The organism is Sphingomonas astaxanthinifaciens DSM 22298 (genome assembly GCF_000711715.1).
Lineage (GTDB): Bacteria > Pseudomonadota > Alphaproteobacteria > Sphingomonadales > Sphingomonadaceae > Sphingomicrobium > Sphingomicrobium astaxanthinifaciens_A.
On record NZ_JONN01000001.1, the window covers coordinates 1,119,134 to 1,136,127 of the forward strand.

The 16,994-nt window shown below is 68.7% G+C and carries 19 protein-coding genes; 16 read left to right on the forward strand and 3 right to left on the reverse strand.

The window, feature by feature from the left end:
- The first annotated feature begins 45 nt into the window (after positions 1 to 45).
- The gene (gene ispH / locus BS69_RS0105645; protein ID WP_029940998.1) at positions 46 to 1,002 is read left to right on the forward strand and encodes a 4-hydroxy-3-methylbut-2-enyl diphosphate reductase; all 957 of its coding nucleotides are present in this window, start codon (positions 46 to 48) and stop codon (positions 1,000 to 1,002) included.
- A gap of 32 nt (positions 1,003 to 1,034) precedes the next feature.
- Entirely contained in the window at positions 1,035 to 1,457 is a 423-nt protein-coding gene (gene rnhA, locus BS69_RS0105650; protein WP_029940999.1) for a ribonuclease HI, read from the forward strand.
- Here the strand turns inward: rnhA and BS69_RS0105655 are convergent.
- Positions 1,454 to 2,524 (reverse strand): NAD(P)/FAD-dependent oxidoreductase, encoded by a 1,071-nt coding sequence (locus BS69_RS0105655; RefSeq protein WP_029941000.1) that lies wholly within the window; start codon positions 2,522 to 2,524, stop codon positions 1,454 to 1,456. The genes rnhA and BS69_RS0105655 overlap by 4 nt on opposite strands.
- A gap of 167 nt (positions 2,525 to 2,691) precedes the next feature.
- Between BS69_RS0105655 and cpaB the strand changes: the two genes are divergently transcribed.
- The 7 genes from cpaB (at position 2,692) to BS69_RS0105690 (ending at position 9,680) form a co-directional block, all read left to right on the forward strand.
- On the forward strand, positions 2,692 to 3,750 hold the full coding sequence (gene cpaB, locus BS69_RS0105660; RefSeq protein WP_029941001.1) for a Flp pilus assembly protein CpaB: 1,059 nt from the start codon (positions 2,692 to 2,694) through the stop codon (positions 3,748 to 3,750).
- Between the two features lies 1 nt (position 3,751).
- A complete protein-coding gene (locus BS69_RS0105665) occupies positions 3,752 to 5,227 on the forward strand; it encodes a type II and III secretion system protein family protein (RefSeq protein ID WP_029941002.1) in 1,476 nt (491 codons plus the stop codon).
- 26 nt (positions 5,228 to 5,253) lie between these two features.
- Positions 5,254 to 5,895, forward strand: coding sequence for a CpaD family pilus assembly protein (locus tag BS69_RS0105670; protein ID WP_029941003.1), 642 nt, complete (start codon positions 5,254 to 5,256; stop codon positions 5,893 to 5,895).
- Complete coding sequence (locus BS69_RS0105675) at positions 5,895 to 7,172, forward strand: pilus assembly protein CpaE (protein WP_029941004.1); 1,278 nt, start codon at positions 5,895 to 5,897, stop codon at positions 7,170 to 7,172. Before BS69_RS0105670 ends, BS69_RS0105675 begins: the two co-directional genes overlap by 1 nt.
- A 48-nt stretch (positions 7,173 to 7,220) precedes the next feature.
- Positions 7,221 to 8,195, forward strand: a complete 975-nt coding sequence (locus BS69_RS0105680; protein ID WP_029941005.1) for a type II secretion system F family protein — start codon at positions 7,221 to 7,223, stop codon at positions 8,193 to 8,195.
- A 16-nt stretch (positions 8,196 to 8,211) separates the two neighbouring features.
- Positions 8,212 to 9,210, forward strand: a complete 999-nt coding sequence (locus tag BS69_RS0105685; RefSeq protein WP_029941006.1) for a type II secretion system F family protein — start codon at positions 8,212 to 8,214, stop codon at positions 9,208 to 9,210.
- 107 nt (positions 9,211 to 9,317) lie between these two features.
- Complete coding sequence (locus BS69_RS0105690; protein ID WP_051676570.1) at positions 9,318 to 9,680, forward strand: hypothetical protein; 363 nt, start codon at positions 9,318 to 9,320, stop codon at positions 9,678 to 9,680.
- Positions 9,681 to 9,764: 84 nt separating this feature from the next.
- On the opposite strand, the gene glyS is transcribed toward BS69_RS0105690, so the two are convergent.
- Positions 9,765 to 11,831: a glycine--tRNA ligase subunit beta gene (gene glyS, locus BS69_RS0105695; RefSeq protein ID WP_051676740.1), complete on the reverse strand. Its 2,067-nt coding sequence runs from the start codon at positions 11,829 to 11,831 to the stop codon at positions 9,765 to 9,767.
- Between the two features lie 104 nt (positions 11,832 to 11,935).
- Positions 11,936 to 12,811 (reverse strand): glycine--tRNA ligase subunit alpha, encoded by an 876-nt coding sequence (locus tag BS69_RS0105700; protein WP_029941009.1) that lies wholly within the window; start codon positions 12,809 to 12,811, stop codon positions 11,936 to 11,938.
- An 83-nt stretch (positions 12,812 to 12,894) separates the two neighbouring features.
- Between BS69_RS0105700 and BS69_RS0105705 the strand changes: the two genes are divergently transcribed.
- The 7 genes from BS69_RS0105705 to BS69_RS0105735 all read left to right on the forward strand — a co-directional run bounded on the left by BS69_RS0105705 (position 12,895) and on the right by BS69_RS0105735 (position 16,987).
- Positions 12,895 to 13,785: a TraB/GumN family protein gene (locus tag BS69_RS0105705; protein ID WP_029941010.1), complete on the forward strand. Its 891-nt coding sequence runs from the start codon at positions 12,895 to 12,897 to the stop codon at positions 13,783 to 13,785.
- A gap of 102 nt (positions 13,786 to 13,887) precedes the next feature.
- On the forward strand, positions 13,888 to 14,688 hold the full coding sequence (locus BS69_RS0105710; protein ID WP_169738062.1) for a TraB/GumN family protein: 801 nt from the start codon (positions 13,888 to 13,890) through the stop codon (positions 14,686 to 14,688).
- Between the two features lie 122 nt (positions 14,689 to 14,810).
- Positions 14,811 to 14,942: a hypothetical protein gene (locus BS69_RS14620; protein ID WP_281169695.1), complete on the forward strand. Its 132-nt coding sequence runs from the start codon at positions 14,811 to 14,813 to the stop codon at positions 14,940 to 14,942.
- 11 nt (positions 14,943 to 14,953) lie between these two features.
- A complete protein-coding gene (locus tag BS69_RS0105720) occupies positions 14,954 to 15,433 on the forward strand; it encodes a hypothetical protein (protein WP_029941012.1) in 480 nt (159 codons plus the stop codon).
- Complete coding sequence (locus BS69_RS0105725; protein WP_029941013.1) at positions 15,430 to 15,627, forward strand: helix-turn-helix transcriptional regulator; 198 nt, start codon at positions 15,430 to 15,432, stop codon at positions 15,625 to 15,627. The genes BS69_RS0105720 and BS69_RS0105725 overlap by 4 nt, the downstream gene beginning before the upstream one ends.
- A complete protein-coding gene (locus BS69_RS0105730) occupies positions 15,611 to 16,036 on the forward strand; it encodes a hypothetical protein (protein WP_029941014.1) in 426 nt (141 codons plus the stop codon). Before BS69_RS0105725 ends, BS69_RS0105730 begins: the two co-directional genes overlap by 17 nt.
- Before the next feature lie 30 nt (positions 16,037 to 16,066).
- The gene (locus BS69_RS0105735; protein ID WP_029941015.1) at positions 16,067 to 16,987 is read left to right on the forward strand and encodes a TraB/GumN family protein; all 921 of its coding nucleotides are present in this window, start codon (positions 16,067 to 16,069) and stop codon (positions 16,985 to 16,987) included.
- The last annotated feature ends 7 nt before the right edge of the window (positions 16,988 to 16,994 follow it).

Here is a 16,994-nt window from a genome sequence, read left to right on the forward strand (position 1 = left end):
CAGGCTCATAGGAAGGCCCTTCTCGGCAGGCAAGCGATCGCTTACATGGCCGGCATGCTCGAAGGCCGTTCCCCGCTTCACCTGATCATCGCCGCGCCACGCGGTTTCTGCGCCGGCGTCGAGCGGGCGATCCGGATCGTCGAGCTCGCGCTCGAGCGCTACGGCGCGCCGGTCTATGTCCGCCACGAGATCGTCCACAACAAATATGTGGTCGACCGGCTGAAGGCGATGGGCGCGATCTTCGTCAAGGAAGTGAGCGAGGTGCCCGACGGCGTGCCGGTGGTCTTCTCGGCCCATGGCGTGCCCAAGACGGTTCCGGCCGAGGCGCGGGATCGCGGCCTCGACTATCTCGACGCGACCTGCCCGCTGGTCAGCAAGGTCCACCGCCAGGCACAGCGACTGATCGAGGCCGGGCGGCACATCATCTTCATCGGCCATGCCGGCCACCCCGAGGTGATCGGCACCTTCGGCCAGGTGCCCGCGGGCGCCATGACGCTCGTCGAGACCGAGGAGGATGTGGCGACCCTGGACGTCGCCGATCCCGAGAATCTCGCCTTCCTCACCCAGACGACCCTGTCGGTCGACGATACCGCCGCGATCGTCGCCGCGCTCCACGCGCGCTTTCCTTCGATCAAGGCGCCGCGCGGCGAGGACATCTGCTACGCGACCTCCAACCGGCAGGCGGCGGTCAAGGCGATCGTCCCCAAGGTCGAGAAGATGCTGGTGATCGGCGCGCCCAACAGCTCGAATTCGCTGCGGCTGGCCGAGGTCGCCGAGCGCGAGGGCGTGCCGGCCCGGCTGATCCAGCGCGCGGTCGAGATCGACTGGGAGTGGCTGGGCAAGCCGCGGGCCGTCGGCCTGACCGCCGGGGCGAGCGCGCCCGAGGTGCTGGTCGACGAGGTGATCGAGGCGCTGTCCGAACGCTTTCTCCTCACCACCGAGGAAGCCGAGCATGTCCCCGAGGGGCTGACCTTCAAGCTGCCGCGCGAACTGGTCGCGTGACCCCTTCCCCTTCCGACCTCCCGAAGGTCGAGATGTTCACCGACGGCGCCTGCAAGGGCAATCCGGGCCCGGGCGGCTGGGGCGTGCTGATCCGCATGGGCGCGCGCGAGAAGGAATTGTCGGGCGGCGAGAGCCCGACGACCAACAACCGGATGGAGCTGATGGCGGCGATCGAAGGGCTGAACGCCCTCACCCGCCCGTGCCACGTCATCCTCTCGACTGACAGCATGTACGTCCGCGATGGCATCACCAAGTGGGTCCACAACTGGCGCCGCAACGGCTGGCGGACGAGCGACAAGAAGCCGGTCAAGAATGCCGAGCTGTGGCAGGCCCTCTGCCAGGCGGCCGAGCGGCACCGGATCGACTGGAAATGGGTCAAGGGCCACGCCGGCCACGCCGAGAACGAACGGGCCGACCAGCTCGCCTGCGCGGCGGCCGACGCGCTGCGAAGCTAGCGGAAGCGCGCCGGGTCGTAGGTGCCGGGCTCGACCCCGGCGGGAAGGTCGCTGTCGCCAAGGATCAGCGCCGCGCCGAGCTGCGCGGCGGCGGGCGCGGTCTGGATTCCGAAGCCGCCCTGTCCGACGCACCAGAAGAAGCCGGGCTCGGCGGGGTCGACGCCGATGGCGGGGACCCGGTCGGGGGTGAAGGTGCGCAGTCCCGCCCAGCGCCGCTCGACCTTTTCGATCGGCCAGTCGACGACGTGCTGGAAGCGGTCGATGGCGATTGCGACGTCGAGCTCCTCAGGGGCGGCGTCGCAGGGCGCGCTGTCGATCTCGTCATGCGGGCTTAGCCAAATCGTCCGGTCGCCCTCGCCCTTGAAATAGAAGCTGCCGTCGGCGCCGACGACCAGCGGCAGGCGCCTGAGGCCTGTGCGTCCAAGGCGCAGCTGGACCATGGTCCGGCGCTTTGGCGCAAGGCCGAGCGGGGCGATCCCGCAGTTCGCCGCGACGTCATCGCCCCAGGCCCCCGCCGCATCGACGATGAGGCCGGCCGTGATGGCAGTCCCGTCGGCGAGCCGGACCGACCAGCCTCCCGCGGCCAGCCGGGTCGCAGCGGCAAAGGCGGCCGAAGTCCGGACGCGGGCGCCGGCCCGGCGGGCGGTGGCGAGCGCATCGGCGTGGAGCCGGGCGACATCGATGTCGGCGAGTCCCTCCTCCAGTGCGCCGTGGGTCCATGACGGTGCTAGGCCGGGCAGCCGTTCCTCGAGTTCGGCGCGGGACAGCGGACGAACGGCGACGCCCTCGACCAGCGCGATTTCCTCGCCGGGGCGGGCGAGATGGATCGCGCCACGCGGGTCGAGATAGCCGCCAGCCTCGAGCAGCGGCCGGCTGGCGCGGGTGAGCGGGGCGACCAGCGGGCCGCCATAGCCCTCGTGCCAGAAAGCTGCCGAGCGGCCGGTCGAGTGATAGCCGGGCTGGGCCTCGGCCTCGACCAAGGTGACCGAGCGCCGTGACGCCAGCGCCGCGGCGAGGCTCGCCCCGGCAATTCCAGCGCCGACGATCAGGACCTCGGTATCATGCATCCCGGGCCGGTTACGGGTTGGAAAGGCCTTTCGTCCAGTCTGCACGGGTGGAGCGGTCGCGAGGCCGGTCCGGGGGAAGTTCGCCGAACCATATCTTAACCATTTTGGCCGATTGGTGCGGCGTTCGACAATTTTCCTACGTGAGTGAGGAAGGGGCGGAAGTCGCCATGGATGTGAAGAAGATCGCGCTTCTGGTGGGAGCGTTGCTGGTTGCGGCGGTGACGGCCGTCATGGCCAAGAATATGTTCACCGGCGCTTCCGCGCCCGAGGCGCAGGCTGCGGCCGTGCCGATGGGCCCGAAGATCCTGGTGGCGAAGAAGCCGCTCCCGGTCGGGACGATCGTGGATGCGGAGAGCTTCACCTTCCAGCCCTGGCCAGCCGAGCTCATGCAGCAGGCCTATTACAGCGAAGGCGCGCCCGATGCGGACGCCGGCAAGCTGATCGGCATGGTGGTTCGCAATGCGATCACCGCCGGCCAGCCGCTGACCCGCGGCTCGCTCGTCGGTCCGCAGGATCGCGGCTTCCTCGCTGCGGCGCTCAGCCCCGGCATGCGCGCCGTCACGGTGCCCGTGAACGACAACAGCGGCGTCGCCGGCTTCGTCTTCCCGGGTGACCGCGTCGACATGGTCCTGACCCAGACGGTCACGGGCGGCGGCGACGGTCCGGCGCTCAAGGTGTCCGAGACGATCATCCGCAACCTGCGGGTGCTCGCCACCGAGCAGCGCACCGACAGCAAGGGCGAGGACGGCAAGCCCGTCGTCAAGACCTACTCCAACGTCACCCTCGAGGTGACGCCCAAGATCGCCGAGAAGGTCGCCGTGGCGCAGAGCCTGGGCCAGCTGAGCCTCGCGCTCCGCAGCCTGGCCGACAATGGCGCCGATCTCGAGCGGCTGGTCGCCAGCGGCCAGGTCAAAGTGCCCGCCGGCACCAACCCCGCCGACGAGCGCAAGATGCTGCTGGCGGTCGCCAACCAGCCGATCGACACCGCTCCGACCTTTGCCACCGGCGGCGACGTGTCGCGCTTCCAGCGCCGCACCGTGCCCGCCAAGCAGTCGGACCGTGCCGCCGAGGCACTCGGCGCCATCGGCAAGATGACCGGCGAGATGATCCGCGCCGCCCAGGGTGGCGCTCCCGCCGCCCAGGGTGCGGCTGCCGCTCCTTCGGGTCCGGTGGTCCGGGTTGCTCGCGGCAACAACGTCAGCTTCGTTCCTGTGGGGGCTCGCTAACATGAGCAACGTTTCTCGCCGCACCGGTGGCCTGGCTTCGGCCTTCGCCGCTCTGGCCCTTGGCGCCTCGGCGCTGAGCCTCGCCGCCAGCCCCGCCGCCGCGCAGCCCATGGCTGCCCGCCCGTCGGAGACCCTCAACCTGTCGGTCAACACCGGCACCATGGTCCGCCTGTCGGCCCCGATGTCCGACCTGTTCGTCGCCAACGACCAGATCGCCGATGTCCAGGTCCGCTCGTCGAACCAGCTCTACATCTTCGGCAAGGGCCGGGGCGAGACGACCGTCTATGCGACCGACAAGTCGGGCCGCGTCGTCTATGCCGCCAACGTCCGGGTCGGGAACAACATCAGCTCGGTCGACGAGATGCTCCGCGCGGCGATGCCCGAGGCGGCGATCCAGGCGACGCCGATGAACAATCTCGTGCTGCTGACCGGCACCGTGGCTTCGCCCGACGACGCCGCCGAAGCCCAGCGACTGGTCCAGGCCTATGTCGGCGACGGCACCCAGGTCATCAGCCGCCTGCGCTCGGCCGTGCCGCTGCAGGTCAACCTCAAGGTCCGCATCGCCGAGGTCAATCGCTCGGCGCTCAAGCAGATCGGGGTCAATCTGTTCAGCCGCGACTCGACCAGCGGGTTCAAGTTCGGCGTGAACCAGGGCAGCGGTGCCGCCATCACCCCCGGTGGGACCTTCAGCGTGGCGGGTGGTACCGCCGGCGGACTGACCCTGGGCGGCGCCGGCAAGCTTCTCGGCCTCGACCTCATCGGCACGCTCGACCTGCTCGCCACCGACGGGCTGTCCTCGACGCTCGCCGAGCCGAATCTGACCGCGCTCTCGGGCGAAACCGCCAGCTTCCTCGCCGGCGGCGAATTCCCGATCCCGATCAGCCAGGGCGTCGGCGGTGCGATCACCGTCGAATACAAGCAATATGGTGTCGGCCTCGCCTTCACTCCGATCGTGCTGGCCGACGGCCGGATCTCGATGCGGGTGCGGCCCGAGGTCAGCGAACTCAGCACCGAAGGGGCGCTCAAGCTCAACGGCTATGACGTCCCGGCGCTGACCACCCGTCGCGCCGAGACCACGGTCGAGCTGGGCTCGGGCCAGAGCTTCATGATCGGCGGCCTGCTGCGGGCGACCGCGTCCAACACGATCAGCAAGGCGCCGTTCCTCGGCGACCTGCCGATCCTCGGCGCGCTGTTCCGCTCGACCGGCTTCCGCAAGTCGGAGACCGAGCTGGTGATCGTGGTCACGCCGTATCTGGTCAAGCCGGTCAACGGGCAGCTCGCGACGCCGGTCGACGGCTATCGCGTGCCGCGTGACGGAACCGCCGCCTTGGAAGGCCAGATTTACAGCGGTGTCTCCGGCCCGCGTCCGGTCGCGGTCCAGGCCCGTCCGGGCATGGCCGTGAGCACCGCCGGCGCTGCCGCGGCCACCGCGGCTCCGGCCCCGGCCCCGGCGCCCGCCCCCGGCTTCAAGCTGTGAACGCCCCCGAGCGCAAGGAAACACCCATGACCAACAAGCTTTCCTTCCTGCTCCTCGCCTCGGCCGCGCTGGCCGGGTGCCAGGTCCATCGCGGGGTCGACGAGCCCGCCCGCGGCCTCGTCGCGGTCAACCAGCCGGTGGTCTCGCGGGTCGATTATGCCTTCGACGCCGCGGCGCCGGGCGGCAACCTCGATCCGACCGAGGCCGCGCGCCTCGACGGCTGGTTCCGCGGGCTCGAGCTCAGCTACGGTGACGTGGTCAGCGTCGACGGTCCCGATGCCGCCGCCGCCCGCGGCGACATCGCCCGGGTCGCCGGCCGCTACGGCATGCTCGTCTCGGACGGCGCCCCGGTCACGCCGGGCGCGATCCCGCCGGGTGCCGTGCGCGTGGTCGTCAGCCGCACCCGCGCCGACGTGCCGGGCTGCCCGAACTGGTCGGTCCCGAGCAACCCCAATTACAACAACGAGCTGATGAGCAACTACGGTTGCTCGGTGAACAAGAACCTTGCCGCGATGGTCGCCAATCCCAGCGACCTCGTCAGCGGCCGCGACCCGGGCTCGGTCAGCGATCCCCGCGTCGGGACCCGCGCGATCGAATCGCTGCGCTCGCAGCGGCCGACCGGCGAAGGCGGGCTCAAGGACATCAGCACCAAGTCGGGAGGCAAGTAATGAACGCCCCGTTCCAGGCCCGCGCCGGGCTGCGTGACCCCTTCACTGCCTTCGTCTGCGACGATGCTACCGCCGACATGCTTCGGCCGGTCGCAGTCGAGCACGGCTGGAGTCCCGAGAAGGTCAACAAGGGCGGTCTGCGCAATGCCGTGCAGTCGCTGTCGGTTTCGGCCAGCCCGAACATCCTGTTCGTGGACCTGTCGGAATCGGCCGACCCGCTGAACGACATCAACGCGCTGGCCGAAGTCTGCGAGCCGGGCACGATCGTGATCGCCGCCGGCGCCGTCAACGACGTCCGGCTCTATCGCGACCTGCTCGCCAGCGGCATCCACGACTATCTGCTCAAGCCGTTCAGCGTCGACCAGCTGCGCGACACCTTCGCCAATGCCCAGATGATCCTGTCGGGTCCGCGGGGCGAGGCGCAGGCCGACAAGCCGCACATCATGGCGGCCGTTGTCGGGGTGCGTGGCGGCGTCGGGGCCTCGACCGTGGCGACCAGCCTCGCCTGGATGCTCGGCTCGCGGGCGCAGCGTTCGACCGCGCTGCTCGATCTCGACATCCACTTCGGGACCGGCGCGCTGGCGCTCGACCTCGAGCCCGGCCGCGGCCTCACCGACGCGATCGAGAACCCCAGCCGCATCGACGGCCTGTTCATCGAGCGCGCCATGGTCCGCTGCAACGAGCGTCTGAGCGTGCTGTCGGCCGAAGCGCCGATCAACCAGCCGCTGATGACCGACGGCACCGCCTTCTTCCAGCTTCAGGAGGAGATGCGCAACGCCTTCGAGTCGACCGTGCTCGACCTGCCGCGGCACATGCTGATCCAGTATCCGCACATGGTCCATGACGCCCATGTCGCGGTGGTGGTGAGCGAGCTCACCCTGGCTGCGACCCGCGACACGATCCGGATCCTCGCCTGGCTCAAGAGCAATGCGCCGCAGACCAAGGTCATCGTGGTCGCCAACCGCGTCCCCTCGGGCGGCGCGCTGGAGATCAGCCGCAAGGACTTCGAGCAGTCGATCGAACGCAAGGTCGACATCGTGATCGGCGAGGACGGCAAGACCGCCGCCCAGGCCGCCAAGCTCGGCAAGCCGGTGGCGGAGATCGCCAGCGGCAAGTCGGCCGCGCCCTACACCCAGCTGTGCAACATGGTGCTGAGCCATGCCACCGAAGAGGGCTCGGGCGACACGGTCAAGGCCATCGCCCCGGCGGGCGGCGGCAAGAACCTGGTCGACAGCCTGAAGTCGATGCTGGCCAAGCAGCCGAAGGCGGCGGCCTGAGCGCCGTCCGCCCCACGCCTTCACCTGTGACCGAATAAGGAACGACGAATGTCCTTCACGCTTCTGCTACTCGGCCTCGGCCTGTTCGGAACGCTGGCGCTCGTCGTCATGTCCTTTTCGGGTCCGAGTGCGAGCAAGGCGACCAAGCGGCGGCTGGAGCTGATCCGCGAGCGGCATATTGAGGGCAATCTGGCGGTCGCCGCCAATGCCCAGATCCGCAAGCTGTTCGCCAACCGCAACAGCAAGGTCGAGGGCTGGTTCTCGACCCTGGTGCCCAAGCCCGCGCTGATGCGGCTCCGGCTCGAGAAGACCGGGCGCAACATCTCGCTCGGCCGCTATGCGATGGTCAGCGTCGGCCTCATCGTGGTCATCGCCGCCGGCGTCCTGGCGAAGGGCGGCCCGATCACCCTCGCGCTGACCTTCGGCCTGTTCATCGGCATCGGCCTGCCGCACCTGGTGGTCAGCCGGATGATCGCCAAGCGGCTGAAGCTCTTCAATGCCAACTTCCCCGACGCGATCGAACTGATGGTCCGCGGCCTGCGCTCGGGCCTGCCGATCACCGAGACCCTCGGCGTCGTCGCCGGCGAAATCGGCGGTCCGGTCGGCATCGAATTCCGCTCGGTCAGCGACAAGATGAAGATCGGCCGGACGATGGAAGCGGCGCTGCAAGACGTCGCGGACCGTCTCGGCACGCCCGAATTCCAGTTCTTCGTGATCACGCTGGCGATCCAGCGGGAGACCGGCGGCAACCTCGCCGAGACCCTGTCGAACCTCGCCGACGTGCTCCGCAAGCGGGCGCAGATGAAGCTCAAGATCAAGGCGATGAGCTCGGAAGCCAAGGCCTCGGCGATGATCGTCGGCGCCCTGCCCTTCATCGTGTTCACGCTCGTCTACATGCTCAACCCCAATTACATGGGCGGCTTCTTCACCGAGCAGCGGCTGATCGTCGCGGGGCTGGGCGCCCTGGTGTGGATGAGCATCGGCGTGGCCATCATGGCCAAGATGGTCAATTTCGAGATTTAGGGGGCGTTTGAGAACCATGGAACCCGTTGCTACCGGGCCTACGCTCCTCGGCGTCGACGTCATCTGGGTCGCGACCCTGCTGACCGCCGTCGCGACCATGGCGGTGCTGGTCGCCGTCTATGCCGCGACCACCGTGCGCGATCCGATGGCGCGCCGCGTCAAGGCGCTCAACGAGCGGCGCGAGCAGCTCAAGGCCGGCATCGTCGCCTCGACCAACAAGCGCAAGAAGCTGACCAACAAGAACCAGGCGGCCGACAAGGTCCGCGGGATCCTGTCCAGCTTCAAGATGATCCAGGAAGACCAGCTGCAGTCGATCCAGACCAAGCTGCTGCAGGCCGGTATCCGGACCAAGGACCTCGCCTTCTTCATCATCTTCGGCCGGCTAATCATGCCGATCGTGCTGGGCGGCGCGGCGATCCTTGCGGTCTATGTCTTCGACAGCTTCCCCGAGTGGGGCGCGTTCAAGAAATATGCGCTGGTCGCGGGCACGCTGATCGGGAGCTACAAGGCGCCCGACATCTGGCTGAAGAACAAGATCACCAAGCGCAGCCACGCGATCCGCAAGGGCCTGCCCGACGCGCTCGACCTGCTCGTCATCTGCGCCGAGGCGGGTCTCACCGTCGACGCCGCCTTCGGCCGGGTCGCCCGCGAACTGGGCAAGGCCTATCCCGAACTCGGCGACGAATTCGGCCTGACCGCGATCGAGCTGGGCTTCCTCAACGAGCGTCGCCAGGCGTTCGACAACCTCGCCAACCGGGTTGACCTCGAAGCGGTGCGCGGCGTGGTCACGACCATGATCCAGACCGAGAAATACGGTACGCCGCTGGCCAGCGCGCTGCGTGTCTTGTCCGCCGAATTCCGCAACGAGCGGATGATGCGCGCCGAGGAAAAGGCCGCGCGCCTGCCGGCGATCATGACCGTGCCGCTGATCCTGTTCATTCTGCCGGTGCTGTTCGTCGTCATTCTCGGCCCGGCGGCCTGCTCGATCAGCGACAGCATGATCGGCAAGAGCTGAGCCTCTAAGTTCCGGAGTGGGGCCGGGCGGGGCGGTCGATGGGGAACCATCGGCCGCCCTTCTCGTCTTTGTCGTTACGCATCCGCATTCGTGACGAGAGGGACGCCATGCTTAATTTCACCACCGACCAATGGGTCATCATCGGCCTGGTGTTCGTGCTCGGCCTGCTGGTCGGCATGTGGGCCACCAGCGGCGGGCGCCGCAAATGGAAGAGCCGCTACAACGAGGAAGTGACCCAGCGCAAAGCGCTCGACACTCGCCTCAAGGAACGCGAAACCCACTGGACCACCCAGGAAAAGGAATGGCGCGAGCGTGACGCACGCCGCGAGGAAGAGCTTCGCAGCCGCCCGGTCGCGGCGCCGGTGGCGACCCCGGTTCGCGACGATTATGTCGAACCCCGCCGCGACCTCGATCGCGATGGCGTTCCCGACGATTACGACCGGCGTCCGCTCGACGGCGATCGCCGCTAACCCTTCCGTCGTCCTGGCGCAGGCCGGGACCTCAGGAGGACAAGGCTTTCGTCCGCTGGGGTCCCGGCCTTCGCCGGGAAGACGCTAACCCTCGATCTTCGAGAAGTCCGCCACCGTGTGCACCGCGTTGCGGAAGCGCGCGAGGAGGTTGAGGCGGCGGCGGCGGACGGCGCTATCGCTGTCGTTGACCGTCACCTTGTCGAAGAAGGCATCGATCGGCGCGCGCAGGCTGGCCAGCGCGGCCATGGCGCCGCCGAAGTCCTCGTCCTCGACCGCCTTGCCGGCGCGCGGCTCGACCTCGTCGAGGACCATCACCAGCGCCCGCTCCTCGGCCGGCGCGTCCATCGGCAGGTCCGACCCCAGCGCCTGGCCGGCGATGGCGGCGGCAAGCTCGGGCGACTGATCGACCCCGACCAGCGGATCCTCTTCGCCGGTCTGGGGCATGCCCTGCTCGCCGGGCGAGGCCATCACCCGGGGCAGGTCCCAATTTTCTTTCTTGAGGATGTTGGCGGCGCGCTTGTAGCCGGCAAGGAGATTGCCCCCCTCCCCGCCCTCGACGAAGGCCTGGAGCGCGGCGACGCGGGCGAGCAGGCGGACGATGTCGTCCTCCCCGCCCAGCGCGAACACCGCATCGATGAGGTCGTGGCGGACGCCCGCTTCGCGCTGCTGGACCTTGAGGCGGTCGGCGAAGAAGTCGAGCAGATCGCCTGACGCGATCGGCAGGCGCAGGCCGTTGGCGGTCACGAGCTGAATGACGCCGAGCGCGGCGCGGCGCAGCGCGAAGGGATCCTTGCTTCCGGTCGGCGGCATGCCGGCGTCGAAGAACATGCGGAGCGTATCGAGCTTGTCCGCCAGCGCGACCGCGACCGTCACCGGCGCGGTGGGGACGTCGTCGCCCTGGCCGACCGGCTTGTAATGGTCGCGGATGGCGTGCGCGACCGCCTTGGGTTCGCCCTGCGCCTCGGCGAGATAGCCGCCGATCAGGCCCTGCAGCTCGGGGAATTCGCCGACCATGCCGGTGACGAGATCGGCCTTGGCAAGCTCGGCGGCGCGGCGGGCGTGGTCGGGGTCGCAATTCGGGACCACCGCCTCGATCGCAAGCCATTCGGCGAGGTCGGCGACACGGGCGACCTTGTCGGCGACGGTGCCGAGCTTTTCGTGGAAGACGATGTCCCTGAGTTTCGCCGCCTGCTCGTCGAGCGGGACCTTCAAATCCTGTTCCCAGAAGAAGCGGGCGTCGCTGAGGCGCGCGGCGAGCACACGCTGGTTGCCCGCGACGATGGCCGCTCCGCCGTCCGCCGCTTCGATGTTGGCGGTGCAGATGAAGGCGGGGGCGAGCGCGCCGCTCTCGTCCTTCAGCACGAAATATTTCTGGTTGGTGCGCGCGGTGAGCTGGATGACCTCGGGCGGCACGTCGAGATAGTCGGCGTCGAAGCGGCCGAGGAGCGGCACCGGCCATTCGGTGAGCCCGGCATTCTCGGCGACGAGGCCCTCGTCCTCGACGAGGGTCAGCCCGGCTTCCAGCGCCAGCGCCTGGGCACGGTCGCGGACGATGGCGGCGCGCTCGTCGGGATCGACGATGACATGGGCCGCGCGCATCTTCACGGCATAGTCCGTCGCGCTGCCGATGGTGATCTGGCCCGGATGATGGAAGCGGTGGCCGGTGGTGGCGGCACCGGCCTCGATCCCGTCGATGGCGACCGGCACGATCTCTTCGCCGAGCAAGGCGACGATGCCCTGCAGCGGCCGGACCCAGCGGAGCGAGGCGGTGCTGGCCGACGCAGCGCCCCAGCGCATCGATTTGGGCCAGGGGAAAGCGCGGACGATCCGTTCGATCGCGGGGCCCAGCACGGCGGCGGTCGACTGGCCGGGCCGGTCGATCACCGCGAACAGCACGCCGTCGCGCTCGACCAGCTGGTCGGCGGTGAGCCCGGTCTTGCGCAGGAAGCCTTCGAGCGCTTGCGGCGGCGCGGAGGCGCGCGGGCCTTTCAGCTCCTCGGACACCGCCGCGGTGGCGAGCGGCAGGTCGCGAGCGATGAGGCCGAGGCGGCGCGGGGTGGCGAAGGTCTCGATCGCGCCCGCCTCGAGCCCGGCCCTGGCCAGCTCCTCGGCGAACAGGCGGGCGAGGTCGTTGCGCGCCTTGGCCTGCATCCGCGCGGGGATTTCCTCCGAGCGCAGCTCGAGCAGGAAGTCGGCGGTGGTGGCGACGGCGGGCGGCGCCTCGAAGGGCGCATGGTCGCGGGTCGAGGGGGCGTTCATGCCGCCTGCTCCTGACGGCTTTCGAGCCATGCCCCGCAGGCCGCCTTCGCCAGGTCGCGGACGCGGCCGATATAGGCCTGGCGTTCGGCCACCGAGATGACCCCGCGCGCCTGGAGCGTGTTGAAGATGTGGCTGGCCTTGATCGCCTGTTCGTAGGCGGGGATGGCGAGCTTGCGGTCGAGGCAGTTCTGGCACTCGTCGGCGGCCTTGCGGAAGGCGTCGAACAGCCGCTCGGTCCCGGCGACCTCGAAATTATACTCGCTCATCTGGCGTTCGTTGGCGAGGAAGACGTCGCCATAGGTCACGCCCTCGTTGTTGAACTTGAGGTCGAAGACGTTGTCGACGCCCTGAATGTACATGGCGAGCCGCTCGAGCCCGTAGGTGAGCTCGCCCGCCACCGGCGTGCAGTCGAACCCGCCGACCTGCTGGAAATAGGTGAACTGGGTCACTTCCATGCCGTCGCACCAGACTTCCCAGCCGAGGCCCCAGGCGCCCAATGTCGGGCTTTCCCAGTCGTCCTCGACGAAGCGGATGTCGTGCGCGGTGACATCGATGCCGATCGCGGTCAGGCTGTCGAGGTAGAGCTGCTGGAGGTCGGGCGGGCTCGGCTTCAGCATCACCTGATACTGGTAATAGGCGCCGAGCCGGTTGGGGTTCTCGCCATAGCGCCCGTCGGTCGGCCGGCGGCACGGCTGGACATAGGCGCATTTCCACGGATCGGGGCCCAGCGCACGCAGGACCGTCGCGGGATGGAAGGTCCCTGCCCCCATTTCCATGTCGTAGGGCTGGAGGATGAGGCAGCCGCGCTCCGACCAGTAATGGTGGAGGGTCAGGATCAGGTCCTGGAAGCTCAAGGCCGATGATGCGGTCATGGGCCGCGGCCATAGTCGTCCTGCTGGCGAGCAAGCAAGCGGCACCCTACATGAGCGGAGAAAGTGGTTCGGGAGACAAGTGCATGGCGTTCGGCTGGATACTGAAGGGGCTGGCCGCGCTCGGCCTGGTGACGGCCGGCGGTGCGGCGGAGGCAAGGGCCCCGCAACCGCGCCCGGCGCTGTGGAAAGTGTCCGACCGCGACACCACCATCTACCTGTTCGGGACGATCCACCTGCTTCCCGCCAATTACCCGTGGCGGAGCCCCGCGCTGGAGAAAGCGGCGCAGCAGAGCCAGAGCCTGGTCCTCGAGACCATCGTCGACGAGAAGAACCCGGCGAGCTTCGCTTCGGCCTTCTCGAAGCTCGCGCTCAGCCCCAATCTGCCGCCCGTCCTCGACCGCGTGTCGCCCGACAAGCGCCCCGCGCTCGCCGCCTTGCTCGCCAAGGCGGGGCCGGCGGCCAAGGGCTTCGACCGGCTCGAGACCTGGGCGGTGGCGCTGATGCTGCTCGGGCCGCAGTTCAACTCGATCGGGCTCAAGCAGGAGGACGGCGTCGAGACCGTCCTCAAGCAGAATTTCAGCGCGGCGGGCAAACCGATCGGGCAGCTCGAGACCAATGGCGAGCAGCTTGCCTTCTTCGATGTGCTGCCCGAAGCGGCGCAGCGGACCCTGCTGGAGGGCGCGCTCGAGAATCCGGCCGAGGTTCGGACCCAGTTCAACGCGATGCTCGCCGCCTGGTCGCGGGGCGACGTCAAGGCGATCGCCAGAACCTTCAACGCCGAGATGAGCGACAGCCCGGCGCTGGCCGAGAATCTCCTCAAGCGCCGCAACGCCAATTGGTCGCGGTGGATCGAGCAGCGCATGGGCCAGCCGGGGACGGTGATGATCGCGGTCGGGGCCGGGCACCTCGCGGGCCCCGATTCGGTCCAGTCCATGCTCCAGAAGCGTGGCTTCCGGGTCACGCGCGTCCAGTGATTTCCTCACTGCCTTCAAGGCGTTGACTTGCCCCCGGCCGCTCGCGACACTCGGCGGCGAACATGAGCGGCTGGGGGGTCGCAGATGGAGTGGAAGGGCTGGGTGCGCGGCACCCGCTTGTGCGCGACGGCTCTCGCGAGCCTCCTGCTGCTGACGGGCAGCCCCTCGCCGGCACGCGCGCAGCAGGCTGCTCCCGACCCCGCCGCCTTCGCCCGTCCGGCGCTTTGGGTCGTGGGCGACGCGGATACCACCATCTTCCTGTTCGGGACGATCCACACCCATGACGGGCGCGCGCACTGGTTCGACCATGCGGTGAAGCGGGCGTTCGATTCCGCCGATACCCTGGTCCTCGAGACGATCGTCCCGGACAAGCTGCCGAGCGTCGGCGCGCCCCCGGCGGGCGGCCTCGCGGCGGCCCGGGCCACGGTCGGGGAGGCCCGCAAGCTCGGGCTGAGCGTCGAACTCGGCGCCGACCAGGTGCTGGCGCGCGCGGCGGGGGTGGTCGGCAAGCCCGTGCTCGGGCTGGAGAGCTTCGCCCAGCAGCTCGACATGTATCGCAGCCTGCCCTCGCCGGCACGCCCCGCCGCGACCGCCGGTCCGGCCGTAACCGCCGCGCCGCCCGATCCCGCGCTCGCGCCCTTCCTGCAAGCGATGGTCGACAGCTGGAACCGGGGCGATCCCAGCACCATCGCCGCAGTGGTCGGCGAAGTCCGGCGCCAGTCCCCGCAGGCCTATCAGCGGCTGTTCGTCGACCGCAACGCGGCCTGGGCGCAATGGATCGAGCGCCGCCTCCGGCAGCCGGGCGTGGTGTTCGTCGCGGTCGGCACCGGTCATCTCGTCGGTGACGACAGCGTTCAGGTGCGCCTCGCCGAAGCCGGCATCCGCAGCGCGCGCGTCAATTAAGCCTCACCTTTTGTCAGCCTTGCCGGACCTTTTGTCATGGTCGCTTGACATAGTCTCGAATCGGCGTATGTAAGGTGTCCATGACAAATGGTCATGCAGACGCGACAGGATGGACCCGCGAGATGAGGCTCTTCAATTCCTCCAGCTGCGATACGCGGCGCACTCCCGCCGAGCGGCGCCGCGACGATGCGCTCGTCTTGGGATCGAGCCTCTTCACGGTCTTCCTCTGCCTCTTCGTCGTGCTGCTGGGCTGAGGAGAAGGACGATGATCTTCTACCGTTCGCTTCGCAATCCGGGCGGCAAGCCGCGCTCGCTCGCCACCATTCGAGGTCTCGCGATCCTGACCCTCGCCGCCTATCCGGCCGGGGCGCTGATGCGGGTCTTCCTCGGCGACGACCTGGCGGTGAAGGCGGTCGGCCTCGTGCTGGTGGTCGCCAGCCTGGTCGGCCTCGCGCTGCTGGCGGGAACGCGGCTCAACCGGATCACGGGCGAGCAGCCGGGCCAGCTCGACGAATATGAGCGCAACCTTCGCGCCAGCGCGATGGAGACGGCGTTCCAGCTGTTCACCGCGCTCGTCCTCCTCGGCGTCATCTACATCGCCATCGCCAGCGACCACGGCTGGTGGGTCCCGCGCGGCTATGACGAGTGGAACGGGGTCTTCTGGGGTGCCTTCCTCTATTCGCTGACCCTTCCCACCGCCGTGCTCGCCTTCCGGCTTCGCGACGAGGACGAGGAAGGGGCATGAACAATCGCCTCCGGGTTCTCCGCGCCGAACGGGGCTGGAGCCAGGCCGAGCTCGGCGGCCGGCTGGGCGTGTCGCGCCAGGCGGTGAACGCCATCGAGACCGGCAAATATGACCCGAGCCTGCCCCTCGCCTTCAAGCTTGCCCGCCTGTTCGACCTTCGGATCGAGGAAATCTTCCATGACGACCAGCAATGAATTGTCGGGCGAACTGCGCCTGAAGCAGCGCGAACGGAAGATCTGGCTGATCAAGGGCAGCCTGTTCGCCATCGGCCTCGTGAGCGGCGGGATTGTCGGTTACCTGGTTGCCGATGACGGCTTCGCGCCCGACGCCAAATGGCCGCCCTCGCTCGCCATCGGGCTGGTCGCGACCTTCCTCGCGGCGATCGGGATCGGCTCATGGCTGCTGCGCGCGCTGTGCGACGAGGTCGAGCGCCAGCTCCAGTACAAGGCGACCGCCGCCGCAGGCCTGTTCTACGTCCTCGCCTATCCGGTCTGGTTCGTACTCTGGAAGGGCGGCCTGCTGCCCGAGCCGAGCCACTGGATGCTCTTCCTCGGCTTCTACGCGGCGCTGGCCGCCAGCTACCTCTTCTACCGATTTCGCTGAAAACCCACGGTTCCAACAGGAGTGAATGACATGCGCAAGACCCTGAAGACGGCCCTCCTGGCCGCCTCCTTCCTGCTCGCCCCGCCGGCCCTGGCCCAGGCGGCCCCGGCGACCGCGGCGCCCGCGGCGGCCAAGCTGCCCGACACCGATCCGGCCTTGTGGGTGGTGAAGGACAAGGACACGACCATCTACCTGTTCGGCACCTTCCATGCGCTCGACGGCAAGACCGACTGGTTCAACGACGAGGTCCGGGCCGCCTTCGACCGCTCGAGCAAGGTCTATCTCGAGATCATCCAGCCCGAGAATCCGGCCGAGGTTGCGCCGCTCATGCAGAAATATGCCATGGCGACCGACGGCAAGCCGCTGACCTCGAAGCTCAGCGACAAGGGCAAGAAGGACTTCGCCGAAGCCCTCGCCAGCCTTGGTGTCCCGGCGACCGGCTTCGACCAGTTCAAGCCCTTCTTCGCCTCGATGATGCTGAGCGTGCTTAGCGCCCAGAAGCTCGGCAAGACCGGCGAGCAGGGCGCCGAGGCGATCATCACCAAGGCGGCCAAGGCGACGGGCAAGCCGCTCGACCAGCTCGAGACGCTCGAATTCCAGATGGGCATCTTCGACGCGCTGCCCGAGGCCGAGCAGGTCCGCCTGCTCGAATATACGGCGGCGACGATGAAGGATGCGCCCGCGACCTTCGCGCGCATGACCAAGCTGTGGAACGACGGCGACGCCGAGGGTTTCGCCAAGCTCATCAACGAGATGGAGACGCAGAGCCCGATGCTGGCCGACGTCCTGCTGGCCAAGCGCAACGCGACCTGGGCCAAGTGGATCGACAATCGCCTGAAGGAGCCGGGAACGGTGTTCGTGGCGGTCGGCGCGGGCCATCTCGCGGGCAACAACAGCGTGCAGGACTATCTGGCGAAGCAGGGGATCAAGACCACGCGCGTCGTCTACTGACTTGCCT

Excerpts from the sequence above, each read along its gene's own strand:
- BS69_RS0105665 (WP_029941002.1), top strand. The coding sequence starts at position 3,752 with ATGAGCAACGTTTCTCGCCGCACCGGTGGCCTGGCTTCGGCCTTCGCC.
- ispH (WP_029940998.1), top strand. The coding sequence starts at position 46 with ATGGCCGGCATGCTCGAAGGCCGTTCCCCGCTTCACCTGATCATCGCC.
- rnhA (WP_029940999.1), top strand. The coding sequence starts at position 1,035 with ATGTTCACCGACGGCGCCTGCAAGGGCAATCCGGGCCCGGGCGGCTGG.
- BS69_RS0105690 (WP_051676570.1), top strand. The coding sequence starts at position 9,318 with ATGCTTAATTTCACCACCGACCAATGGGTCATCATCGGCCTGGTGTTC.
- glyS (WP_051676740.1), bottom strand. The coding sequence starts at position 11,831 with ATGCAGGCCAAGGCGCGCAACGACCTCGCCCGCCTGTTCGCCGAGGAG.
- BS69_RS0105730 (WP_029941014.1), top strand. The coding sequence starts at position 15,611 with ATGACGACCAGCAATGAATTGTCGGGCGAACTGCGCCTGAAGCAGCGC.
- BS69_RS0105670 (WP_029941003.1), top strand. The coding sequence starts at position 5,254 with ATGACCAACAAGCTTTCCTTCCTGCTCCTCGCCTCGGCCGCGCTGGCC.
- BS69_RS0105700 (WP_029941009.1), bottom strand. The coding sequence starts at position 12,811 with ATGACCGCATCATCGGCCTTGAGCTTCCAGGACCTGATCCTGACCCTC.
- BS69_RS0105675 (WP_029941004.1), top strand. The coding sequence starts at position 5,895 with ATGAACGCCCCGTTCCAGGCCCGCGCCGGGCTGCGTGACCCCTTCACT.
- BS69_RS0105680 (WP_029941005.1), top strand. The coding sequence starts at position 7,221 with ATGTCCTTCACGCTTCTGCTACTCGGCCTCGGCCTGTTCGGAACGCTG.
- BS69_RS0105725 (WP_029941013.1), top strand. The coding sequence starts at position 15,430 with ATGAACAATCGCCTCCGGGTTCTCCGCGCCGAACGGGGCTGGAGCCAG.
- BS69_RS0105720 (WP_029941012.1), top strand. The coding sequence starts at position 14,954 with ATGATCTTCTACCGTTCGCTTCGCAATCCGGGCGGCAAGCCGCGCTCG.
- BS69_RS0105705 (WP_029941010.1), top strand. The coding sequence starts at position 12,895 with ATGGCGTTCGGCTGGATACTGAAGGGGCTGGCCGCGCTCGGCCTGGTG.
- cpaB (WP_029941001.1), top strand. The coding sequence starts at position 2,692 with ATGGATGTGAAGAAGATCGCGCTTCTGGTGGGAGCGTTGCTGGTTGCG.
- BS69_RS0105685 (WP_029941006.1), top strand. The coding sequence starts at position 8,212 with ATGGAACCCGTTGCTACCGGGCCTACGCTCCTCGGCGTCGACGTCATC.
- BS69_RS14620 (WP_281169695.1), top strand. The coding sequence starts at position 14,811 with ATGAGGCTCTTCAATTCCTCCAGCTGCGATACGCGGCGCACTCCCGCC.
- BS69_RS0105655 (WP_029941000.1), bottom strand. The coding sequence starts at position 2,524 with ATGCATGATACCGAGGTCCTGATCGTCGGCGCTGGAATTGCCGGGGCG.
- BS69_RS0105735 (WP_029941015.1), top strand. The coding sequence starts at position 16,067 with ATGCGCAAGACCCTGAAGACGGCCCTCCTGGCCGCCTCCTTCCTGCTC.